General features: G+C 58.6%; 9 protein-coding genes. All 9 read left to right on the forward strand.

Features of this window, described 5'->3' with window-relative positions; genetic code table 11:
- The first annotated feature begins 6 nt into the window (after positions 1–6).
- The 9 genes from AU511_RS05505 (at position 7) to AU511_RS05545 (ending at position 24,438) form a co-directional block, all read left to right on the forward strand.
- Positions 7–7,098, forward strand: a complete 7,092-nt coding sequence (locus AU511_RS05505) for a non-ribosomal peptide synthetase (protein WP_205756428.1) — start codon at positions 7–9, stop codon at positions 7,096–7,098.
- On the forward strand, positions 7,098–10,808 hold the full coding sequence (locus AU511_RS05510) for a non-ribosomal peptide synthetase (RefSeq protein ID WP_094109042.1): 3,711 nt from the start codon (positions 7,098–7,100) through the stop codon (positions 10,806–10,808). The genes AU511_RS05505 and AU511_RS05510 overlap by 1 nt, the downstream gene beginning before the upstream one ends.
- The gene (locus tag AU511_RS05515; RefSeq protein ID WP_139829357.1) at positions 10,808–18,292 is read left to right on the forward strand and encodes a non-ribosomal peptide synthetase; all 7,485 of its coding nucleotides are present in this window, start codon (positions 10,808–10,810) and stop codon (positions 18,290–18,292) included. The genes AU511_RS05510 and AU511_RS05515 overlap by 1 nt, the downstream gene beginning before the upstream one ends.
- 605 nt (positions 18,293–18,897) lie before the next feature.
- Positions 18,898–19,968, forward strand: coding sequence for a dTDP-glucose 4,6-dehydratase (gene rfbB, locus AU511_RS05520; protein WP_094109044.1), 1,071 nt, complete (start codon positions 18,898–18,900; stop codon positions 19,966–19,968).
- Positions 19,965–20,828, forward strand: coding sequence for a glucose-1-phosphate thymidylyltransferase RfbA (gene rfbA / locus AU511_RS05525; RefSeq protein ID WP_094109045.1), 864 nt, complete (start codon positions 19,965–19,967; stop codon positions 20,826–20,828). Before rfbB ends, rfbA begins: the two co-directional genes overlap by 4 nt.
- A 21-nt stretch (positions 20,829–20,849) precedes the next feature.
- A complete protein-coding gene (rfbD, locus tag AU511_RS05530) occupies positions 20,850–21,722 on the forward strand; it encodes a dTDP-4-dehydrorhamnose reductase (protein ID WP_094109046.1) in 873 nt (290 codons plus the stop codon).
- 4 nt (positions 21,723–21,726) lie between these two features.
- Positions 21,727–22,275, forward strand: coding sequence for a dTDP-4-dehydrorhamnose 3,5-epimerase (gene rfbC / locus AU511_RS05535; RefSeq protein WP_094109047.1), 549 nt, complete (start codon positions 21,727–21,729; stop codon positions 22,273–22,275).
- A 134-nt stretch (positions 22,276–22,409) separates the two neighbouring features.
- Complete coding sequence (locus AU511_RS05540) at positions 22,410–23,309, forward strand: glycosyltransferase family 2 protein (protein ID WP_094109048.1); 900 nt, start codon at positions 22,410–22,412, stop codon at positions 23,307–23,309.
- Entirely contained in the window at positions 23,272–24,438 is a 1,167-nt protein-coding gene (locus AU511_RS05545) for a glycosyltransferase family 4 protein (RefSeq protein ID WP_094109049.1), read from the forward strand. Before AU511_RS05540 ends, AU511_RS05545 begins: the two co-directional genes overlap by 38 nt.
- Positions 24,439–24,445 lie beyond the last annotated feature (7 nt).

Genomic DNA, 24,445 nt, shown 5'->3' on the forward strand with positions numbered 1-24,445 from the left:
CTGGGCGTGACGGGCGAGCTGTATGTCGGCGGCGCCGGGGTTGCGCGGGGCTATCTGAATCAGCCTGGGCTGACGGAAGCGCGATTCCCGCTCGACCCGTTCAGCGGTGAAGTGGGGGCGCGAATGTATCGCACCGGCGATCTGGGCCGCTGGCGGGAAGACGGCTCGGTGACGTATCTCGGCCGCAATGATTTTCAGGTGAAGATCCGCGGGTTCCGCATCGAGCTTGGGGAGATCGAGTCTGCGCTCCAGGCCTGTGAGGGCGTAAAACAAGCGGTGGTCACGGCGACAGGCACGGAGACGCAGGATAAACGGCTGATCGCTTACTATGTTGCGGATGAGCGGGGACAGGCTCCGACGACGGAAGCGCTCAAGGCTCAGCTCGGTAAACGCTTACCGGCATTTATGGTCCCGGCGGCCTACGTGGCGTTGGACGCCGTGCCGCTGACGGCGAACGGTAAGGTGGATCGCCCATTGCTGCCGTCCCCGGATCTTGAGGCGTTCGAGCATCAGATTTATGAGGCGCCGCGCGGCGATACGGAAACGACGCTGGCGTCGATCTGGCGCTCGATATTGGGCGTGGAGCGAGTCGGGCGCCACGACAGCTTCTTTGCGCTGGGCGGTCACTCGCTGCTGGCGGTGCAGCTGATTTCCCGCGTGCGTAGCGAACTCCAGCGGGAGCTGTCGGTCGCGACATTGTTTGACTGTCCGGTGCTGCATGAACTGGCGGCCACGTTGGACATCGCGCCGACCGACGGGCATCTGCCCGACATCGTGCCGTTGGCGGAGGGCGTTCATCCTCCGCTGTCTTTGGCTCAGCAACGACTGTGGTTTCTGTCGCGCATGGATGACACCGCGCGGGCGGCATACCTCATTGCATTTACGATCCGGATCGAGGGCGAGCTTAACGTCACGGCGCTAGCGCAGGCGCTCGATCGTATCGTGGATCGTCACGCCGCGCTGCGCACTTGTATTGCTGAACGTGACGGCGCGCCGGTGCAGGTTATCGCTTCTGACGGCAGTGGATTCCCGCTTCGACGTACAACCTCGGACGCGCCGATAGCGACGCCTGATACGGCATCTGAGTCCGCCTCGGACGCCTTGGCGCACGGCGAGCTCATCGCGGTCGGCGCGCAGGAACACCACCTGCGTTTGTCGTTTCATCATTTGGTCGCCGACGGTTGGTCGGTCGGCATTTTTCTTCAGGAACTGCAAAGCCTGTACATCGCGTTCAGTCAGGGCCGCGGCGATCCGTTACCACCGCTGGCGATCCAATTCGGTGACTACGCGGCCTGGCAGCAGCAACACATGCAGGGAGAGGTGCTGCGCGCCCAGCAGGCGTATTGGGAAAAACAGCTGAGCGGGATCCCGGATTGCCTGACGCTGCCCAGCGACCGACCGCGTCAGCCGATGCAGGATTATCGCGGCGCCAGCCTGGACATTGAGCTGGATCCGTCGTTGACGCAGGATCTGAAGTCGCTGAGTCAGCGTCATGGCGCGACGCTGTTCATGATACTGCTGGCGGGCTGGTCGGCGCTGATGAGCCGTTTGTCCGGTCAGGAGGATGTCGTGATCGGCAGCCCGGTCGCTGGCCGCGGCCGTCAGGAGCTTGAGCCGCTGATCGGCATGTTTGTCAATACGCTGGCGCTGCGCGTCAATTTGTCGGAACAGCCGGATACCATCGCGCTGCTTGCGCAGGTGAAGGCGATGACGCTGGCGGCGCAGGAACATCCGGATCTTCCCTTCGAGCAGGTGGTGGAGATGCTGGCGCCTGCTCGTAGTCTGTCTCACAGCCCGGTATTTCAGGTCATGCTGGCGTTGCAGAATACGCAGGAGGTGGCGTTTACGCTTCCTGGACTGAAAGCCTCCCTGATTGCTGATCCCGTGGAGACGGCCCAATTCGATCTGAGTCTGGATCTCCGTGAGGCCGACGGTCGGATCACCGGACGGCTCTACTACGCCACCTCACTGTTTGACGCCGCGACGGTCCGGCGCTATTTGGACTACTGGCATGCAATGTTGCGGGGGATGACGGCGGATCCGCATCAGCCGGTGCAGACGCTGCCGCTGTTACCCGACGACGAACGCCGCCAGCTATTGTTCGGCTTCAACGCCACGCGTGCCGACTATCCGGCCGAAAATGCCCTGCATACGCTGTTCGAAGAGCAGGCGGAGCGACAGCCGGACGCGGCGGCGGTGGAGTGCGACGGAGAACGCCTGAGCTACGGTGAGCTGAACCGGCGCGCTAACCAACTGGCCCACTGGCTGATGGCACAGGGCGTCCGGCCGGATGGCCGAGTGGCGATAGTGCTGGAGCGCAGCTGCGATCTGATCGTCGCGATGCTGGCGACGCTGAAGGCTGGCGGAGCCTATGTGCCGATTGATCCGGCGACGCCCGCTGAACGTCTGGCCTATCTGCTGGAAGACTGTGGGCCGCAGGCCATCATCACAGAACGTGCGCTGCGTAGTCGACTGGGGGAACCGTCGCGCCATCCTCATACGCTGGTCATTGACGGCGGCGCCCGTCCGTGGACGCGCTACCCGCAGGACAACATTCCGCTTGCGGCGGCAGGGCTGACGTCGTTTCATCTGGCGTACCTCATTTACACCTCGGGTTCGACGGGTCGCCCGAAAGGCGTCATGGTCGAGCATCGCAATATCATCAATTTGGTGCATTGGCACTGCGAGGCCTTCGCCCTGCGCTCACGGGACTGCGTTTCCAGCGTGGCGGGTCTGGGCTTCGACGCGGCCGTCTGGGAGATCTGGCCCGCGCTATCGGTGGGCGCGCGGTTACTGCTGCCCTCGCCCGCGATCGCCCGCGATCCGGATCAACTGCTGGCGTGGTGGTGCGCGCAGCCGCTTGACGTGAGTTTTCTGCCGACGCCCATCGCTGAACTGGCGTTTGTCCGCGAGGCCGCACCGGCCACGCTGCGCACGCTGCTGGTCGGCGGCGATCGGCTGAATCGCCGACCGTTTGCCGGGGCGCGCTTCACCCTGATGAACAACTACGGCCCGACCGAAAACACCGTGGTGGCGACTTCCGGAGACATCAGCGCCGATGAAGCGCTGCTGCACATCGGCCGTCCCATCGCCAACACCCAAACCTATATTCTGGATGCGCGAATGCAGCCTGTTCCGGTAGGGGTGTGCGGAGAACTGTATATCGGCGGCGCGCAGGTGGCGCGCGGGTATCTCAACCGTCAGGATCTCACTACCGAGCGCTTTATTCCCGACCCGTTCTCCTCTGAGCCGCATGCGCGACTGTACCGTACCGGCGATTGGGGGCGCTGGCGCGCCAACGGCACGATCGAGTTTCTGGGACGCTGCGACTTCCAGGTGAAGATCCGCGGCTTTCGCATCGAGCTCGGCGAAATCGAAGATGCCTTGTTGCACTGCGAGGGGATCCAGCAGGCCGTGGTGGTTGCGCAGGGGGGCGCCGCTCAGGAAAAACGTCTGATCGCCTACTATCTGGCGGAGAAAGGTACGAATGCACCTTCTATTGATGCGCTGCGAGAACAGCTACTGGCGCGATTGCCTGAATACATGGTGCCGATGGCCTGGGTGCCGCTGGAAAGCCTGCCTCTGACGGCCAATGGCAAGGTTGACCGGCGTGCGCTACCTGAGCCGGATGACTCCGCATTTATAAGACAGCGCTATGAAGCGCCGCAGGGTCGGGTGGAGCCGACGTTAGCCGCCATCTGGCAAACGTTGCTGCGCGTGGAGAAGGTGGGGCGCCGGGATAACTTCTTCCTGTTGGGCGGGCACTCGCTGCTGGCGGTGCAGTTGATCTCGCGTATTCGCAGCGAAATGCAGCGGGAGCTGGACCTGAAAACGCTGTTCATGCACCCCACATTGTGTGAGATGGCGCAAGCGTTGGGCGAGAAGGCGGTACCGCCTTTACCGGCGATTTCTCCCCTGGCGGCGGCTGAGCCGCCGCTGTCGCTGGCGCAGCAACGCCTCTGGCTATTGGTGCAAATGGATCCGGCGGCAAGCGCGGCCTATATGATCACCGGCGGGATCCGGCTCCAGGGACATCTGAATCTCGCCGCGTTGCAACAGGCTCTGGATCGTATCGTCATGCGCCACGCGGCACTGCGCACGCACATCGAGCGCCGGGACGGCGTTGACGTGCAGGCGATTGCTCCCGCGGAGAGCGGTTTCCCCCTGTACCGGCTGGATATGAGCGGCAGCCAAGATCGCCCGGAACCGTTCACGCCGTCCATGTCCCTCACTGCCGGTCCGCTGGCGCAGGGGCAACTGCTCCGTATTTCCCCGCAGGAACACTGGCTGAGGTTGGCGCTGCACCACATTATCGCTGACGGCTGGTCGGTCGGCATTCTGATGCGCGAGCTAGGTACCCTCTATAGCGCATTGAGTCAGGGACAGCCCGACCCGCTGCCGCCGCTGCCTATCCAATACGGCGACTATGCCGCTTGGCAGCGACAACATTTGCAGGGCGAGCGAATGCAGGAGCAGCAACGCTACTGGGTCGAACAGCTGCGCGGCGCGCCTGACACTCTGACGTTACCGACGGACCGACCCCGTCCGCCGTTGCAGCGCTTTGCCGGGGCGTATAAAACCCTGACGCTGGACGCCGACCTGACGCAGGCGTTGAAGACGTTAGGTCAGCAACACGGCTGTACGCTGTATATGACGCTGTTAGCCGGTTGGTCTGCGTTGATGAGCCGCCTTTCCGGGCAGGATGACATCGTGATCGGGTCACCTATCGCCGGGCGCGATCGACAGGAAATCGAACCGCTGATCGGGATGTTCGTCAACACGCTCGCGCTGCGGGTTGCCGTGACGCCAGAGATGGACACTGCGGCGCTGCTGGCGCAGGTCAGGCGTACCACACTGGCGGCGCAGAGCCACGCCGATATTCCGTTCGAACAGGTGGTTGAAGCCGTCGCGCCGGTGCGCACGCTGTCCCACAGTCCCATCTTCCAGGTGATGATGGCGCTGCACAATCTACCTGAAATGGCGATTGAGTTACCTGAGCTTCATGTGTCGCCGTTGCCTAACGAGACGGCGACCTGCCAGTTCGATTTGAATCTGGAATTACGTGAGACGAACGGGCGGCTGGAAGGCACGCTGTATTACGCGACCGCGCTGTTTGATGAGGATACCGCCCAGCGTTATCTGGACTACTGGCAGCGTTTGTTGCGAGGGATGGTCGCCTCCGCCGCGCAGCCGGTAGCCACGTTGCCGCTGGTCTCCGCCGCTGAGCGGCAGCGGGTGCTCACGGCGTTCAACGCCACGGAGTCCGCCTGTCCGGCAGACCGTTGTCTGCATGAACTGTTTGAGATACAGGCGCATCGGCAGCCGACAGCAACGGCGCTGGTCAGCGGCGAACGGCGGCTGAGTTACGGCGAGCTGAACGAGCGGGCCAACCAACTGGCGCACTGGCTGATGGCTGAGGGCGTGCGTCCGGACGATCGCGTGGCGATCTGCGTCACACGAGGTCCGGACATGGTCGTGGCGCTGATGGGGATCCTGAAAGCCGGCGGCGCTTATGTGCCGCTTGATCCCCTCTATCCTACCGAGCGTTTGGCTCACATGATCGCCGACTGCACGCCGCTGGCGGTACTGTGTGACGACGTCGGTCGCTCTTCGCTGGCATCTTGTTCCGCGTTGCCGCCCATCCTCGACCTGAGTGCGGATGAGCCGCTGTGGGCCAAGTCAGAGCGCAGCAATCCGGATCCGCAATGTATCGGACTGACCCCGCGTCATCTGGCTTACACCATCTATACCTCCGGCTCGACCGGTCGCCCCAAAGGCGTGGCGATGCCGCACGCGCCGCTGGTCAATTTGGTGCATTGGCAGAATCAGCGCCCCGTCGGCGTCACGTTGCAGTTTGCTTCTTTTGGTTTCGATGTGGCGAGCCAAGAGATCCTCAGCGCGTTGACCGGCGGGGGGCGGTTGATCATTGTCCCGGATGATGTGCGGCTCGATATGCCGCGGCTGGCGGACTTACTCGAGCAGCAGCACGTCGAGCGGGCCTTTATTCCGCCGTCAGTTTTGCCTGCGCTGGCGCAGATGTATCGCGCTTCGGAACGCGTGCCGCCGTCGATGGAGATTATCGCCAGCGGCGAGGCGCTGCGCCTCGGTCCTGATGTGCGGGCGTTGTTCCAGCACTCGGAGAATGTCCGGCTTCACAACCAGTACGGCCCGGCGGAAACGCATGTGGCGAGTGAATTCGTCTGTCCGGCGACATTTTCGAACGGGGTGTCCCAACCGCCTATCGGGCGTCCTATCGCCAACAGCCGACTCTATCTCCTCGATCAAAAAGGCGAACCCGTGCCAGTCGGCGTGGCGGGGGAGATCTATATCGGCGGCGTCAGCGTGGCGAGAGGTTACCTGAATCAGCCGGCGCTGACCGCCAAGCGGTTTATCCGGGATCCTTTCTCCTCTGAGGCGGACGCGCGAATGTACAAAACCGGCGACCGGGGGCGTTGGCGCAAGGACGGCATCCTCGACTATCTGGGACGCGACGACGACCAGGTCAAGATCCGGGGATTCCGCATCGAGCCGGGCGAGGTGGAAGCCTGTCTGAGCGGATGTCCGGACGTTGTGGCGGCGGTGGTGGTTCCGCGTGAGTGCGGCGGAGAAACACGGCTGGTCGCTTACTACCAGGGGAGCGCGAAAATCGAGGCGATGCGCGCCCATCTCGTGGCGCAACTGCCGGCCTATATGGTGCCCGCGGCCTGGGTGGCATTGACCGAGTTCCCTCTGTCGCCCAATGGAAAAGTGAACCGCCGCGCGTTGCCGGAACCGGGGGATGATGCGTTCGCGCATGCAGCATTCGAAGCGCCGCAAGATGAAACGGAACAGGCGGTAGCGGCAATCTGGCTGTCATTGCTGGGCGTCGAGCGTATCGGCCGTCACGACAACTTTTTCGAACTGGGCGGGCACTCGCTGCTGGCAGTGCAGCTGGTGTCTCGACTACGGCTTGAGCTGGACGTCGACGTGCCGTTGGCGGAAATTTTTGCTCATCCGAGTCTGAGCGCGCTCAGCGAGCGGATCCTGGACCTGAGCATCGAAGAGTTTGATATCGCTGAGCTGCTGGATATGGCGGCATCAATGGAAGGAGAAGAATAATGCAGAACACGGAAGAAACCTCATCCTCTGTCCAGCCCCTCACGCGGGAGCAAAAGGCCAAACTGCTGGCGCTGGCAAAAGCCAAGGGGCTTAAGCCGAAGGCCGCGGGCCGTCGACAACCGATCCCTCTTGCGACGCGCGTCGAAGGCGGGATGCCGCTGGCGCCCGTCCAGCGCGGGCTGTGGTTTATGTCGCAAATGGAGTCGCAAGCGCCGGAGCGTTATCTCCTGAGCATCGCCTATCGGCTTAGTGGCCAGGTGAATATGGCGGCGCTACAGGCGGCGTTGGACCGCATTGTCGCCCGTCATGAGATTCTACGAACGAGGGTGATCAACGTGGCGGGTACGCCGCGTCAGCTCATCGCTTCCGCCGATAGCGGTTTCGCGCTGGAAATCCGGACGTTATCGGATGCCTCGGAACCACTACCGGATTTCACGCCGCGGCCCGATCCGGAAGCCGGCCTGCTGCTGGGCGGACAGCTGGTATGTCTGGGCGACGGGGAGTGCCTGCTGCGCGTTGCGCTGCATCACTTGATTGCCGACGGGTGGTCGCTCGGGATTTTTCTGCATGAGTTGAACGCCCTCTATACGGCGTTTAGCCAGGGACAGCCCGATCCTTTGCCGCCGCTGCCGATTCAATATGCCGACTATGCGGCGTGGCAGCATGCGCAGCTGAGTGACGAGGCGCTGGAAACGCAGCGCGACTACTGGCGGATGCAACTCCGGGGGGCGCCGACGTGTCTGGCGCTGCCGACCGATCGCCCGCGTCCGCGGGTACAGGATTACGACGGCGCCTGCGCGTCAGTGACGCTGGACGCGAAGTTGCTGAACGAGCTGAAAGCGCTGGCGCGGCGCCACGGGTGTACGCTGTTTATGACACTGTTGTCAGGGTGGGCGGCGTTGATGAGGCGTCTGTCCGCTCAGGACGACATCGTCATCGGCGTCCCGACGGCTGGGCGTCACCGCCGCGAGGTCGAATCGTTGATCGGCATGTTCGTCAACACGCAGGCGCTGAGAATCGATCTCTCGGATCCGTTGGATACGCCCGCGCTGCTGATGCAGGTGCGGGACACGGCGCTGGCGGCCCAGCGTTACGCCGACATCCCTTTGGAGCAGGTGGTGGAAGCGGTCGCGCCGACCCGCAGCCTGTCTCACAGCCCGCTGTTTCAGGTGATGCTGTCGTTGCAAAATACGCCGCAGCAGCCGTTTACCCTGCCCGGCGTTGTGGCTTCGCCGTTGGAGGGCGAAGCCACGATGGCGCAGGTCGATTTGAATCTGACGTTGACGGAAACCGACGGGGGATGCGAAGGGACGCTGTGCTATGCGAAGGCCCTGTTCGACGCGGACACGGTGCGGCGTTATCTGAGCTACTGGCTGCGGATCCTACGTGGTATGGCGGAACAGCCTGACTGCGCGGTGCAGTCGCTGCCGCTACTGTCTGCTGATGAGCGGCGACAGGTTCTGGACGAGGTTAATGCGATGCGGGTGGACTACCCCCGCGAGGCCTGCGTCCACGAATTGGTCGAATATCAGGCCGCCGCGCAACCTGAGGCGCTGGCGGTGGTCTCCGACGAACGGACGCTGAGCTACGGCGAACTTAACCGCATGGCTAACCAATTGGCGCACTGGCTCGTGGCGCACGGAGCCGGCCCGGAGACCCGGGTGGCCGTGGCGCTGCCGCGCGGCCCTGAGTTAGTTGCCTCGTTGCTGGCGGTGCTTAAGGCGGGGGCCGCTTATGTACCTTTGGACCCGGCCCAGCCGTCGGCGCGACTTAACGCGTTGCTGCATGACTGCGCGCCTATCGTGGTGATCGCTTCGCAAACAACGCGCGGGGCGCTGGGCGAGCTGCCTGACTCGGCCACGTTGCTGGAGTGTGATGAGGCAATCGGTCCGTGGACGCGATGCGCCGAGGCCAATCTTGCCCCGGTTTCGCGTGGGCTGACGGCGAAGCATCCGGCTTATCTCATTTATACCTCCGGCTCGACCGGCCGTCCCAAAGGCGTGACGGTGCCGCACCGGGCCGTCGTGAATTTCTTGCACAGTCAGCGACATCAGCATCAGGCGGCGTCGCATACCCGACTGCTGGCGGTCACGACCGTCTCCTTTGATATCCACGTTCTGGAAATTTACCTGCCGTTAATCGTGGGTGGTCAACTGCATCTGGCGAGCGATGCACTGCGCCGGGACGGCGAACGGCTGGGGCGTTACCTGAACGCGGAGGCGATCTCGCTGTTTCAAGCCACGCCGGCGACGTGGAAACTGTTGCTGGCCGCCGGTTGGGCAGGCGCGCCCGGCTTGACAGGATTGATAGGCGGTGAGGCTTTTTCGCCGACGCTGGCGGCGGCGTTGATCCCGCGCGTTGATGCGCTGTGGAATATGTTCGGTCCAACGGAGACCACGGTTTGGTCGACGACGTGGCGCATCGGAGCTGAAGAGGTGGCGGTCCCTATCGGTCATCCCATCGCCAATACGCGGGTCTACCTGCTGGACGCGGAAGGACAGCCGGTGCCGACCGGCGTGCCGGGCGAGATTTACATCGGCGGCGATGGCGTCAGTCTGGGGTATTTTAACCGTCCTGACCTGACGGCGGAGCGCTTCCTGCCCGACCCCTTTTGCCGCGATACCGATGCCCGTATGTATCAAACCGGCGATCTGGGGCGCAGACGGCCCGACGGCGTGCTGGAGTATCTGGGTCGCGACGACTTCCAGGTCAAGATCCGCGGTTTCCGTATCGAACTGGGCGAGATCGAGACGGCGCTGTTGGCCTGCGTGGGCGTGCGCGAGGCGGTGGTGACGGCGCTGAGCGGTGAACATGAGGAAGCCCGACTGGTCGCTTATTACGTGGCGGAAGCAGACACGGCACCCACCCGCGAAGGGTTGCGGACGGCGTTGAGCGAGCGTCTTCCTGACTACATGGTGCCTGCCGCTTGGGTCGCGCTGGAGAATGTGCCGTTAACGCCGAACGGCAAGGTAGACCGCAAGGCACTCCCTGCGCCGGATGAATCGGCCTATGCACAGCAGCCCTACGAAGCGCCGCAAGGGGAAACGGAGACGGCGCTGGCGGCGATCTGGCAGTCTCTGCTCGGCGTGCAAAAGGTGAGTCGTCACGACAACTTCTTCGCGCTGGGCGGGCACTCTCTGCTGGCGATGCAGCTCGTTTCCCGGGTGCAGGAAGCGCTGCATCGGGCGCTACCGCTGGCGACGTTATTCGCCTTTCCGTCGATCAGCGGGTTGGCCGCGTCGCTGGACGCCGCGTCGCAGGAGACGCTGAGCGAAATCCCGCCTTTGAAAGAAGGCGTAGACGCTCCGCTATCTCTGGCGCAACGGCGAATCTGGGTGTTAAGCCAGATGGACGCGGCATCTGGGGACGCCTACGTGCTGGCGGGCGGCGTGAAGCTTGAAGGGCCGCTGAATACGGCGGCGCTGCGCCAGGCGCTGGATCGCGTTTATGCGCGGCATGACGTGTTACGTACGCATATCGAGGTTCGCGACGGCACGCCGGTTCAGGTGATTGAGGCGGAGAACCGCGGTTTTCCGCTCAGCGTGGTCGGGCTAGACGACCCGCGCGATCCACCGAGCTTCCAGCCGACGTTCGATCTGACGGCCGGGCCGCTGGCGCTGGCTCAACTGGTCACGGTATCGGAAAAAGAGCACTGGCTGAGACTGCCAAGGCACACATCATCGCCGACGGTTGGTCTATCGGCGTGCTGATGAAGGAGATTGGAACGCTGTATGCCGCGTTTAATCAGCACCAGAACGATCCACTGCCCGCGCTACCGATCCAGTACGGCGATTATGCCGCCTGGCAGCAACACTATCTGTGCGGCGACCGGATGCAGGCGCAGCAGCATTACTGGATGGAGCAGTTGCGCGGCGCGCCCGAATGTCTGACGCTGCCGACCGATCGTTCCAGGCCGCAGACGCAGGATTATCGTGGCGGCCGCGTGGCGGTGTCGCTGGACGCTGGGCTCACACAGGCGCTGAAGGCGCTGAGCCAGCGCGGGAATGCCACGCTGTATATGACGCTGATGGCGGGCTGGGCGGCATTGATGAGCCGGTTGTCCGGTCAGGAGGATGTGGTGATCGGTTCACCTAACGCGGGCCGCCATCGCCGCGAGGTAGAGCCATTGATCGGTATGTTCGTCAACACGCAGGCGCTACGCATTGACCTGTCGTCTCAACCGAATGCCATGACGTTGCTTGAACAGGTGAAAGCGACCGCGCAGGCAGCGCAGACGCATGCCGACATGCCGTTCGAGCAGGTCGTGGAGACGCTGGCGCCGTCCCGTAGCTTGTCTCACAGCCCGATCTTTCAGGTCATGATGACGCTGCAAAATACGCCGGAAGGGGCGCTGGCGCTGCCGGGGGTGGGGGTGACGCCGCTGCAAGACGCGGCGACGGTGTCGCCGTTCGACCTCAGTCTGGTCCTGAGCGAGCAGGGCGATGAGCTTGACGGAGGGCTGTATTTTGCCCGCGCACTGTTCGATGAAAGCACGGTGCGCCGCTATTTGGGCTATTGGCAGCGGCTGCTCGCCGGCATGGTTTCTTCGCCGTCAACGCCGGTGACGGCGTTGCCGCTATTGTCGGAAGAGGAGCGCCGTCAGGTACTGTGCGACTTCAATGCCACGCACGCCGACTATCCAACCGGGGACAGTCTGCATTCGCTGTTCGAGACGCAGGCGGCCCGTCAACCGGATGCGCAGGCGGTGCTGTGCGGCGGCCTGAGCCTGCGCTATGGCGAATTGAATGCTCAGGCTAATCAGTTGGCGCACTGGCTGAAGGCGCAGGGCGTGAGACCGGGCGATCGGGTGGCTATCGCGCTGGATCGCGGTTGCGATCTGATTGTCGCGTTGCTGGCGGCGTTGAAGTCAGGGGCCGCCTACGTGCCGCTGGACCCAGCGCTGCCGACGAAACGACTGGCCTATATTCTGGAAGACAGCGCGCCGCAGGCGGTGGTGACCCGCCGCGACGTACGCGAGCGTTTGGGGGCGCTGCCGTCAGCGGTGACCCTGGTCTTGCTGGAGGGGGGGAACCGGCCTTGGGCGCAGTTGTCCCGGGACAACCTTCCAACAGAAACGCTGGGGCTGACGCCTCGTCACCCGGCCTATCTTATCTATACCTCCGGCTCGACCGGCCAGCCGAAAGGCGTTGTGGTCGAACATCGGCATGTCGTCAATCTGGTGCACTGGCACCAAGAGGCGTTCGATTTGCGGGCGCAAGACATGTCGTCCAGCGTGGCGGGATTGGGATTCGATGCCGCGGCTTGGGAGATCTGGCCGCCGCTGTCGGTCGGGGCCAGGCTGGTGATGCCGACGCCGGAGATATCACGGGATCCGCAGCAGCTGCTGGCATGGTGGGCGGCGCAGCCGCTGGACGTCAGCTTTCTGCCGACGCCCGTCGCTGAGCTGGCGTTCGCCCGGGGTATATCGCCGTCAACGCTGCGGGTGCTGCTGGTCGGCGGCGACAGGCTTAAACGCCGCCCGCCCGCCGGGGCGCGCTTTACCCTGTTCAACAACTACGGCCCGACGGAAAACGCCGTCGTCGCCACTTCCGGCGTCATCCACGCCGATGAGACGGCGATGCACATCGGTCGTCCCATCGCCAATACCCGTGTGTATATTCTGGACAGTCAGAAGCAACCGGTGCCGCCGGGCGTATGCGGCGAACTGTTTATCGGCGGCGCGCAGGTTGCTCGCGGGTACGTCAATCGTCCGGATTTGACCGCCGAACGTTTCCTGCCCGACCCGTTTGTGCAGGACGCAGAAGCGCGGATGTATCGAACCGGTGATTTGGGGCGTTGGCGGAGCGACGGGACGATCGACTATCTTGGACGTAATGACTTCCAATTGAAGATCCGCGGTTTTCGCATCGAACTGGGCGAGATCGAGTCCGCATTGCTGGAGTGCGAGGGGATCCGCGGGGCGGTGGTTGAAGCCTTGTCCCTGACAGATCAGACGCAGGACAAACGGCTGGTCGCCTACTACACCAGCGACGATCTTCAGGGGATCAGCGCTGACGGTCTGCGTGAACAACTGAGCGCCCGACTGCCCGCGTATATGCTGCCCGTCGCCTGGATGGCGTTGGCTGAGATGCCGCTCACCGCGAATGGCAAGGTCGATCGTAAAGCCTTGCCGCTCCCGGATCAGGCCGCGTTTGCGCATCAGCCCTACGCCGCGCCGCGGGGCGACATGGAAACGACGCTGGCGGCGATATGGCAGACGCTTCTAGGCGTGGAAAACGTCAGCCGTTACGACGACTTTTTCGCACTGGGCGGGCACTCTCTGCTGGCCGTGCAGCTGATTTCGCGACTACGCGAAGAGCTGGGCCTCGAGCTCTCTCTGGCGACGCTGTTTGCGCGTCCTGCGCTGTATGATGTCGCCGCCGTGCTTGGCGCGGCGGCGCAGAGCGACTTGGCGCCGATTCGGCGGCGTGGAAGCGAGAAACCGCGGCCGTTGTCTCTGGCTCAACGGCGCATCTGGTTCCTGACGCAGCGGGATGCCAACGCCAGCGCGGCCTACGTCATTACTGGCGGAATCAAACTCTCAGGAGTGCTTGATGTGTCGGCGCTACAGCGCGCGCTCGATCGTATCGTTGCCCGCCACGCCGCGTTACGCACTCACATCGCGTGCCGGGACGGCGAGCCGGTGCAGGTGGTGGAGTTGGAGGATCGGGGGTTCCCGCTGTATGTAACGACAGTGAACGATCAGCATGACGAGCGGGCGTCATTTATGCCGGAGTTCGACCTGACGGCCGGTCCTTTAGCGCTGGGGCAGCTGACTCAGATCTCGCCGCAGGAGCATTGGCTACGTCTGGCGTTGCACCATATCATCGCCGACGGCTGGTCGCTTGGCGTGATTATGAACGAACTGCGCACGCTGTATTCGGCCTTTATACAGGATCAACCCGACCCGCTGCCGGTTATGACGATCCAGTTCGGCGACTACGCCGAGTGGCAACGTGAGCATACGCAGGGTGAAGTCCTTCAGGCTCAGCAAGCGTATTGGGTGACCCAGTTGCAGGGGATCCCGGCGTGTCTGGCGTTGCCGAGCGATCGCCCCCGACCCGCGGTGCAGGATTACCGTGGCGCGAGCCTGACGGTAGAACTGGATCGCGAGTTGACGCAGTCGCTTAAAGCCTTGAGTCAGCGCTGCGGGGGGACGCTGTTTATGACGCTATTAGCGGGCTGGTCGGCGCTGCTGAGCCGACTGTCGGGGCAAGAGGACGTGGTGGTTGGCACCCCCGTGGCCGGTCGTAACCGGCGCGAGCTGGAACCGCTGATCGGCATGTTCGTGAATACCCAGGCTCTGCGCGTTGATATGTCCGCCGATCCCGATGCCGTCGCACTGATCGAGCAGATTCGGGAAACCCAACTGGCTGCACTGGCGCATGCGGATATTCCCTTCGAACAGGTCGTGGAAGCATTGACTCCGGCCCGCAGTTTGTCGCATGGACCGGTCTTTCAGGCCATGTTGGCGTGGCAAAATCTCCCCAATGAATCCGCCGAGTGGCCTGGACTGATGCTCTCGCCGCTGCACCATGAAACGCAGACCGCCCAGTGCGATCTCATTCTGGAGTTGCGCGAGGAAGACGAGCGGTTGGTGGGGAGCCTGAATTATGCGGTCTCTCTGTTCGACGACGTCACTGTACGGCGCTATTTACGCTATTGGGTACGGCTGCTGCGAGGCATGGTGTCTGAACCGTATCGACCGATGCAGGCTGTGCCGCTGCTCTCCTCTTCCGAACGGCAGCGGGTGCTGAGCGATTTCAACGAGACCCGGACGGAATACCCGTCGCAGAAGAGCCTGCCTGAATTGTTCGAGGAGAGGGCGTTGCGGCACCCTGATGCACAGGCACTCAGCTGCGGTGAGCAGCAGGTAAGTTATGGCGAGTTAAACGCGAGAGCGAATCAACTGGCTGCGCGGCTGGCGGCGCTTGGCGTGCAGCCCGGCAGCCGGGTGGCGATCGCACTGGCGCGCAGCGGGGAGCTCATCGTCGCGATATTGGCGACGCTCAAGGCAGGCGGCGCTTATGTGCCGCTGGATAGCGGATATCCGCAGGCGCACCTGCAATACGTTTTGGCGGATAGTGCGTCCGAGGTGCTGATTACGGATGCGATAACGCGCCATGCATTCGACAGTGTCTCGCATGCGTGTGCGGTGGTCGACGTCGATTGCCCGCCACCGAATGCGGCTGATGGCACTGAGTATGACCAGAACGCGAACGTGGCGTGCGGCGGCGGCCAACTTGCTTACATCATGTACACCTCCGGTTCGACCGGTAAGCCGAAAGGCGTGATGGTGGAGCATCGCAACATTGCGAAACTGGCCATCAACAACGGCTATGCAGAGTTTCGGCAGAGCGACCGGGTGGCTTGCCTTGCCAATCCGGCGTTCGACGCCAGTACGATGGAGATTTGGGGGCCCTTGCTTAACGGCGGCTGTATCGTGCTGTTCAGTCAGGATACCGTGCTTGATCCTGTGCGCTTCGCGGCCGAGATCCAGCGTCAGCGGGTCAGTATCGTCTTTATGACCATCGCCCTGTTCAATCAATATGCCGAGACGCTGCAACCGGTGCTTCCCCACCTGCGTTACCTGATGGTCGGCGGCGAATCGCTCGATTTGACGTTTGTGCGCCGGGTGCTGCGCGTCGGGCCGCCGCAGAACTTCCTGCATATGTATGGGCCGACGGAAACAACGACGTATGCCACCGCTTTCCGCATGAATAATGTGGCTCCCGAAACGGGAAGCATGCCGATTGGCCGACCGATCGCCAACACCACGATCTACATCCTCGATCGTTATCGCCAACCGGTGCCTCTCGGCGTGAGCGGCGAGCTGTATATCGGCGGGGCCGGTGTCGCGCGCGGCTACCTGAATCTGGACGAGCAGACGACCGAGCGTTTCCTGCCCGATCCCTTCTCGAACATACCAGGTGCGCGGATGTACAAGACCGGCGATCTGGGGCGCTGGCTGTCCGATGGCACTATCGAGTTTATGGGACGCAATGATTTTCAGGTGAAGATTCGCGGTTTTCGCATTGAACCCGAAGAGGTCGAGGCGGTGTTGCAGGCGCAGGACGAAGTGCGGCAGGCCGTGGTGATGGTGCGGACGACGGCGACTCAGGAAAAACAGCTGACGGCCTATTTCACCGCATCCGAGCCAGATGTCGACATTGCATCGCTACAGGCGCGTTTAGGCGCGCGTCTGCCCGCCTACATGGTGCCCTCCGCCTATGTGCAGTTGGAGAATATGCCTCTGACGCCTAATGGCAAAGTAAACCGCGCGGCGCTGCCTGAGCCGGATGACAGCGCGCGAGTGCGATGCGATTATGAGGCGCCCCAAGGGCGTATCGAACGCACGCTGGCGAAGATCTGGCAGCGTTTGTTGGGAGTGGAGGAAGTCAGCCGTTACGACGACTTTTTTGCGTTGGGCGGCCATTCGCTGCTGGCTCTGCGGCTTGTGAATGAAGCGCGGCAGCAAGGGGTGCAACTGACGCTGTCTTTGCTGTTTTCGGCGCCGCAATTGCAGGCGCTGGCGGCGGAGATCCAGACCCAAAGCCCGCAGGTTGGACGCGGTTCGGAGCAGGCCATCCTATTTCGCGCTACGGGAGAGCAGCGTCCGCTGTTTATCGTGCCGGAAGCCAGCGGCGAATTGTTTTATGGACCATTGCTGACCCGTTGCATTAATGACGATATTCCAGTTTACGGGCTGCCAGGACCGAATTGCAGCCAGCCGCCTTTCGCGACGCTGGAGGCCGCGGCATCACGCTATGTTCGGATCATCCGCGCGGCCCAGCCAGAGGGACCATATCGGCTGATTGGTTGGTCATTTGGCGGGACGATGGTCTATGAAATCGCGGCGCAGCTGCTGGGACAAGATCAACAGGTCGAATTCATGGGCATGCTGGACACGCGGCTGCCGGACTCGCCGGAGGGGTTCACCGTCCCGATGGATGAGCTGTTGGCGATGACCGACGAGGAGGAGATGATGGCATTCCTGGTTCGCGGCGATTTAGAGGCTATGGCCAATGGCGCCGTGGAGCTACCACCGGACGCTATCGCGCGAGCGCGGCGAGGACGGCTGGAAGATCACTATGACATCGGGCGCGAAACGGGCATTTTCCCGGAGGAGTGGCCACCATCATATTACCGTGGCTGGCTGCGCCACCGCTTGGCCTTGCTGCGAGTGCAGTATCGAGTGCCGACGTTACCGCTGAGGTTGGATCTCTTTATCGCTCAAGATGAGCCGTCTGAGGGAGGGCGATATCTTGGTTGGGAACGCGTGCTGCCGAGGTCGTCCATTCGTCGTATTCCGGTGCCCGGCGATCATCGGCGCTTAGTCTCGGAGCCTTACGTGCAGGAGGTGGGGCGGGCGATCAGCGCGGCGTTGCAGACTGGCTGCTCAGAAGTGGAAAGCACTGAGGACCCTGTGGTGGCGCTGCAGGCCGGGAGCGGGGCGGGACCGACTCTGCTCTGCATCCCCGGGGCGGGCGATAACGTGTTCGCATTCAAATCGCTGGTGCAGCGCTTACCCGACGAGTGGACGGTACTGGGGCTGCAACCGCGTGGGTTGTGGGGCAGTGAGGTGCCCCATACAAGCGTTGAGGCGGCCGCGGTGTGTTATCAGCAGGCGCTGAGCCGCTACTCTCTGACGGAAAATGTGCATCTGTTGGGGCACTCGTTCGGCGGCTGGGTCGCATTGGAGCTAGCCGCCAAGCTGGAAACGACAGGGATCGTGCCGGCATCGCTGCTGCTGGTCGACTCCGATGCGCCCGCGCCCGCAACGCGAGAACACACGGACATGCAGGCGCTGATGTCGTTGGCTGAACTTTTCGAAATGAGAGGATGTTCTCTGGGACTCACCGAGGAGTACCTTGCCAGCCTCACGCTGCCTCGTCGGTTGGAGGTCATGCTGGAGCGTCTGACCGCTCAGGGGGTGCTGCCTAAACAGACGAAGTTGTCGGTTCTGGCGGGGATATATCGCGTTTTCTCAACGAACATCCGTACTGCTTACCGGCCGACGGCCTTGCCTTCGACGCCGCCGGTTCTGTTGATGGCGAAAGAAGCGTCCCCTGAGCTGCTCCCCGATTGGCAGTCGGTGGTGCCGACGCTGCGTGGTGTTTATGGCGAAGGGAATCATATTGAACTACTGGCGTCACCCTGCGTCCAGGCCTTAACCGAGTTATTGCGCCGATAGTCCTGGTACGGTAACGGCTCGCCTGAAGGGACTTCCCTTGGGCGAGCCTTTTCCGCTTCACGCCTTTCTCTGTTGTCCTTTTCGGGACGTCCGTTTGCTCCTTATCGGGGCCGAAATTCGCCAATGTCAACCAGACGAACCCACGGTTTCCCTGCGTAATTGTCTTTTCAGCGCCCCTTTATCCCTAACAACTATGCTGTATTGTGTCCTACCCATGCCGGAAGCGTGCAGAGGTCGGAGACGGGTTAAGTTTCCTTTCATGTGCAATTACAGAGAATGCTTATTTATTGCCTTTGCCTTTCATTGCTAGAGTCGATTCTTGCCAACAGAAGAGTGAATGTGAAGGAGATAAAAATTGACTGTTTTTGGCGCTCTTCCTGCAGGAGTCACTACACCTTGGGTATTCGGGCATGTAGAATGCGTGGACTATTTTGGCAATTTACCTCTTCCTGAGGAAAGATTATTGACTAATATTCAACTCGTTCCTGAATTCTTTAGGGGTGCTCCTAAGGGCGGTAGCGTGATTGATACTCCTACTACTCCTTTGTGATTGATACTCCTACTACTCCTTTGTGATTGAACAACTAGGCGATGGATATAGCGTTATGAAAATACTGGTTACAGGCGGTGCAGGCTTTATTGGTTCTGCCGTCGTTCGCCACATCATCAGCAACACCTCGGATGCCGTGATTAATGTGGATAAGCTGACCTACGCTGGGAATCTGGAATCGTTAACAGACGTTGAGGACCACGAGCGTTATGCTTTTGTTCAAGCGGATATCTGCGATCGCGCCGCGCTGGACGATATTTTCCAGAGCCACCGCCCTGATGCGGTCATGCACCTGGCTGCGGAATCGCACGTAGACCGCTCCATCGACGGTCCTGCGGCGTTTATCGAGACGAATATCGTAGGGACGTACACGCTGCTCGAAGCGGCTCGCGCTTATTGGCTGTCGCTCAACGAGGCGGAAAAATCTCGTTTCCGTTTCCATCATATTTCTACCGATGAGGTGTATGGCGATCTGGAAGGCGTGGACGATCTGTTTACCGAAACGACGTCGTATGCGCCTAGCAGCCCGTATTCCGCCTCGAAAGCGTCCAGCGATCATCTGGTGCGCGCCTGGCAGCGGACCTACGGTCTTCCCACGATCGTCACTAACTGTTCCAACAACTACGGCCCCTACCATTTCCCAGAGAAACTGATCCCTCTGATCATTCTTAACGCGTTGGAAGGTAAACCGCTGCCGGTCTATGGCAACGGAATGCAGATCCGCGACTGGCTGTTCGTCGAAGATCACGCCCGAGCGCTCTATACCGTGGTGACCACCGGCGAAGTGGGTGAGACCTACAACATCGGGGGGCATAACGAGAAAGCCAATATCGACGTCGTGAAGACCATCTGCGCCTTGTTGGAAGAACGGGTGCCGAAAAAGCCCGATGGGGTCAGCCAGTACCAGGACCTGATTACCTATGTCAAAGATCGTCCTGGCCATGACGTTCGCTACGCCATCGACGCCAGTAAAATCGCCCGCGAGCTGGGCTGGAAACCGCAGGAAACGTTCGAGTCCGGGATTCGTAAGACCGTGGAGTGGTATTTGACTCACCGGGAATGGTGGAGCCGCGTTCAGGATGGCTCCTATGCGCGTGAGCGCCTGGGTATGGGAGAGACATCATGAAAGGCATTATTCTGGCAGGCGGGTCCGGTACGCGTCTGTATCCCCTGACGCGCGGCGTGTCGAAGCAGCTGCTACCGGTGTACAACAAGCCGATGATCTACTATCCGCTCTCCACGCTGATGCTGGCTGGCATCCGGGACGTCCTGATCATCACAACGTCGGAAGATAACGAGGCCTTCCGTCGTTTGTTGGGCGACGGCTCTAATTTCGGCATCAATATCGATTATGCGGAACAGCCTAGTCCGGACGGCCTGGCGCAGGCGTTTATCATCGGTGAATCCTTTATCGGGAATGAGCGCTGTGCTTTGGTGCTGGGCGACAATATCTTCTATGGCCAGTCTTTCAGCCGCATGTTGGCGGACGCCGCCGCCAAAGAGCACGGTGCAACCGTGTTCGGCTACCAGGTGAAAGACCCAGAGCGTTTTGGCGTGGTTGAGTTCGATAACAATATGAAAGCCGTCTCCATCGAAGAGAAACCGACCAAGCCTAAATCCAACTATGCCATTACCGGGCTCTATTTCTACGACAACCGCGTGGTGGATTTCGCCAAGCAGGTGAAGCCTTCCCACCGCGGCGAGCTGGAGATCACTTCCCTAAATCAGATGTATTTGGAAGATAATTCGCTATGTGTCGAGTTATTTGGTCGTGGCTTTGCATGGCTGGACACGGGAACGCATGAAAGCCTGCACGATGCATCGTCCTTTGTGCAGACTATCGAAAATGTGCAGGGCCTGCAGGTCGCCTGTTTGGAAGAGATTGCCTGGCGCAACGGTTGGCTTTCCGACCAACAATTAGCGACTTTGGCCGATCCGATGATGAAAAATCAGTACGGTCGCTACATCATGAATTTACTTAACTGACGGAAGTGTCCGGGAGCTAGAATGAAAATACTAATCACGGGTAGTCAGGGGCAGGTAGGGCAGAGCTTGGTCGCTCAATTACAAGAAAAGGCTGAACTATTGGCCGTCGACCGTGACGAACTGGATATTACCGATCGATATGCTGTAATGCGTAAGGTAGAACAGTTTGAGCCAGACTACATCATCAATGCAGCCGCTCACACCGCTGTAGATAAGGCTGAGGATGAGATCGCTCCCTCATATAGTATCAACCGTGATGGCCCGGCCTATTTGGCTGAGGCTGCGAAACAGGTTGATGCTGTCTTACTGCATATCTCTACTGACTATGTTTTCGATGGTAAAAGCGATCAGATTTACAGTGAAGAGATGCCCGTAGGACCGCAAGGGATCTATGGCAAAAGCAAACTCGCGGGGGAGTATGCGGTGGCTGAACTGGCCGATCGCTATTTGATCCTGCGTACCGCGTGGGTGTTTGGCGAACATGGTAATAATTTCGTCAAGACGATGCTGCGTCTGGGCGAAACTCGAGATGCGCTCAGCATCGTGGGCGATCAGGTTGGCGGTCCGACTTACGCTGGTGATATTGCTGCGGCGTTGATTCACATGGTGGAATTTATTGAAGCCGGCAACACGCCCGAGTGGGGCGTGTATCATTTCTCCGGTATGCCGTACGTCAGCTGGTTCGAGTTTGCACAGGCTATTTTCGAGCAGGCAAGCAAGGCGGCGTTACTCCCGGCTCTGCCAACATTGTCCTCTATTTCGACTTCCGACTATCCCACTCGCGCCCAACGTCCGGCCAACTCCCGACTCAATTGTCAGAGGATCGAGAGGCAGTTTGGTATTGCCCCTAGCGACTGGCAGTCCGCCCTCAACAACATCCAAGCGTATAAGTGATCTTATGAAAATTATCGAAACGGCTATACCTGATGTGAAAATTATCGAGCCCGCCATCTTTGGGGATGAGCGTGGTTTTTTTATGGAAACCTGGCAGCAGAAAAAATTCGAAGATTTAGTGGTTAAACGCCCCTGCACTTTTATTCAGGATAATCACTCAAAATCTAAACAAGGTATACTGAGAGGACTTCACTACCAAACTGAAAATACCCAAGGTAAATTGGTACGAGTTGTCGCTGGTGAAGTTTTCGATGTGGCCGTAGATATACGAAAAAACTCGCCTTCCTTTGGTCAGTGGGTTGGTGTTTATCTCTCTTCGGAAAATAAACGACAGCTCTGGGTTCCAGAAGGTTTTGCTCACGGGTTTTATGTGACAAGTAATGAGGCCGAGTTTGTCTACAAATGCACTGATTATTACAATCCATTATCTGAGCAGTCTATTTTGTGGAATGATAGCTCGATTGGCATCGAATGGCCGATTAAAAACGATTTGGTGATTTTATCTGCCAAAGATGAAAATGGTAAAAAACTTCAGGATAGCGTTTTACTCTAGTCGAGCATTGTCATATTGATTAAGTATGCTTGATAAAGCCGCATTAAGATGCGGCTTTTGTGATCATCAATTAATAACACACTGCATTGTCCCCCCTTGCAAACAGATATAATGTTCGGAAAGCTAACATTAAAATGAAAGATAAATTTCAAAGCATTGCGGCTATTATTATAACTTTCAATCCTGATTTGGCCGCACTAAATACTCTTATTGGTATAATTAAAAACCAGGTAAACAGTACAATAATAATCGACAATAGTTGCCCATCTAAGTTAGATATGGATTTCCCTGAAAATGTAGAAGTGATTACCCTGAATGAAAATAGAGGTATAGCGACAGCTCAAAATATAGGAATAAAAAAAGCCGTCGAGAAAGAAATGCATAATGTCATTTTGTTCGATCAGGATACAATCCCTTCAACCACGTTGGTTTTTGACTTATTGCAAGCAAGAGAAAAAGCAGAGAAAAACAATATCAAAGTGGCCGCTATTGGCCCGGCTCATTATGATGCTGATAAAAAGAGTCACTGTGTTTCTGTAAAAACAGAAAGAAATAAATTATTTATACTCACCCCGGATTTTGATAAAGAATATACAGTTTGTGACTTTGTTATATCATCCGGATGCTTGATTAAATCGGACGTCTTGAAAAGAGTCGGATTGATGGAAGATGAACTATTTATAGATTGTGTCGATATTGAGTGGGGGTTCAGAGCTAAATCATTCGGGATGAATTGCTTAATTGCAAATGCTGCACATGCCTATCACAAGATAGGTGATAAGCCGTTGGTGGTATTGAAAAGAGCCTTGACCACTCACTCACCTGTTCGTCATTACTATTTTTATAGAAATTTCTATCTTTTGATGAAAAGAAAATATGTGCCGTCTGTTTGGAAAAGACACGTATTCATTAAATCATCGTTGCAAGCATTCATATTCTCACTGCTCCTTTACCCTAGAGTTGAACACTTAAAAATGATAATAAAAGGCATATATCATGGAATTGTTGGGCGTACAGGAAAGCATGAAAAATAAGACCCTGCTTTATGTTGTGAACATAGACTGGTACTTTAAACTACACTGGTTAAATAGAGCGATGGCCTCAATAGAGGCTGGTTACTGTGTGAAGCTAGTATCATCCTTTGTCACCAAGGGTGTAAAAAGTGAGCTGGAAGCTTTTGGCATCGAATGTTTTGACATCAACCTTTCACGCAATAGCATTAATCCACTATCAGAGTTAAGTACGCTGTATGAAATTTATAAAATAGTGTCTAAACTGCATCCCGATATTATTCAAAGTATAACAGTAAAGCCTAATTTATATGCCGGGATAATTGGTCAGTGGTTAAATATTCCTGTTGTAAAAAGTATAACAGGAACTGGGTCAATATTTTCTAGTCAGTCAAGCCTGCTTAGGATATTGAAACCTATCGTTATTATCCTTTATAAGTATGTTGGACGAGGTGCTCGAGGTGCCTTTGTTTTCGAGAATAACGAAGATAAAGAGCTCTTTCGAAACTTGGGTATTGGTAATAATCATCTTTCTGTACATGTTTCTGGAGCGGGTGTTGATCCTAATAAGTATGTTTATAGTGAAAAAATATTCGAACGTGACACGGTAAGAATATTGTTTGCTGCTAGGCTATTAAAGGATAAGGGGCTAGATACCCTATTGGAAGCGCTGGATGTTATTTATCAGGAAAGACAAGATTTTGAACTGATTATTGCCGGTATTTTAGACTCAGCTTCATGTAATGCTTATCAGGAACATGAAATCGTAAATATAAGTCATAGAAAGTTTGTCCGATGGATTGGCCAACGAGATGATATGAATAATATATTATCTGAAGTCGATATTGTTGCTCTTCCTACTCGCTATGGCGAAGGTGTGCCTAGAATCCTAATAGAAGCAGGATTTACTGGTCGTGTAGTGGTAACGACTGATGTAAGGGGATGTCGTGAGTTAATTGATGACAATGAAACAGGGTATCTAATGATGCCAAATAATACCGAACAATTAATAACTATTCTAAAAAATATCTTTTCCAACAAGTCCGACGCTTGTCATTGTGCTAGAAACTTATATCGCAAGGTAAATAATAATTTCACAGATAAGGATGTCATTGAGGGGTTTCTCTATACGTACAGAAATCTTCTGAATTGATTTTTTA

The organism is Lonsdalea iberica, from assembly GCF_002111585.1.
Classification (GTDB): domain Bacteria; phylum Pseudomonadota; class Gammaproteobacteria; order Enterobacterales; family Enterobacteriaceae; genus Lonsdalea; species Lonsdalea iberica.

Coding starts and splice junctions, on each gene's coding strand:
- AU511_RS05545 (WP_094109049.1), top strand. CDS start 23,272: ATGGAATTGTTGGGCGTACAGGAAAGCATGAAAAATAAGACCCTGCTT.
- AU511_RS05510 (WP_094109042.1), top strand. CDS start 7,098: ATGCAGAACACGGAAGAAACCTCATCCTCTGTCCAGCCCCTCACGCGG.
- AU511_RS05540 (WP_094109048.1), top strand. CDS start 22,410: ATGAAAGATAAATTTCAAAGCATTGCGGCTATTATTATAACTTTCAAT.
- AU511_RS05515 (WP_139829357.1), top strand. CDS start 10,808: ATGAAGGAGATTGGAACGCTGTATGCCGCGTTTAATCAGCACCAGAAC.
- rfbA (WP_094109045.1), top strand. CDS start 19,965: ATGAAAGGCATTATTCTGGCAGGCGGGTCCGGTACGCGTCTGTATCCC.
- rfbB (WP_094109044.1), top strand. CDS start 18,898: ATGAAAATACTGGTTACAGGCGGTGCAGGCTTTATTGGTTCTGCCGTC.
- rfbD (WP_094109046.1), top strand. CDS start 20,850: ATGAAAATACTAATCACGGGTAGTCAGGGGCAGGTAGGGCAGAGCTTG.
- rfbC (WP_094109047.1), top strand. CDS start 21,727: ATGAAAATTATCGAAACGGCTATACCTGATGTGAAAATTATCGAGCCC.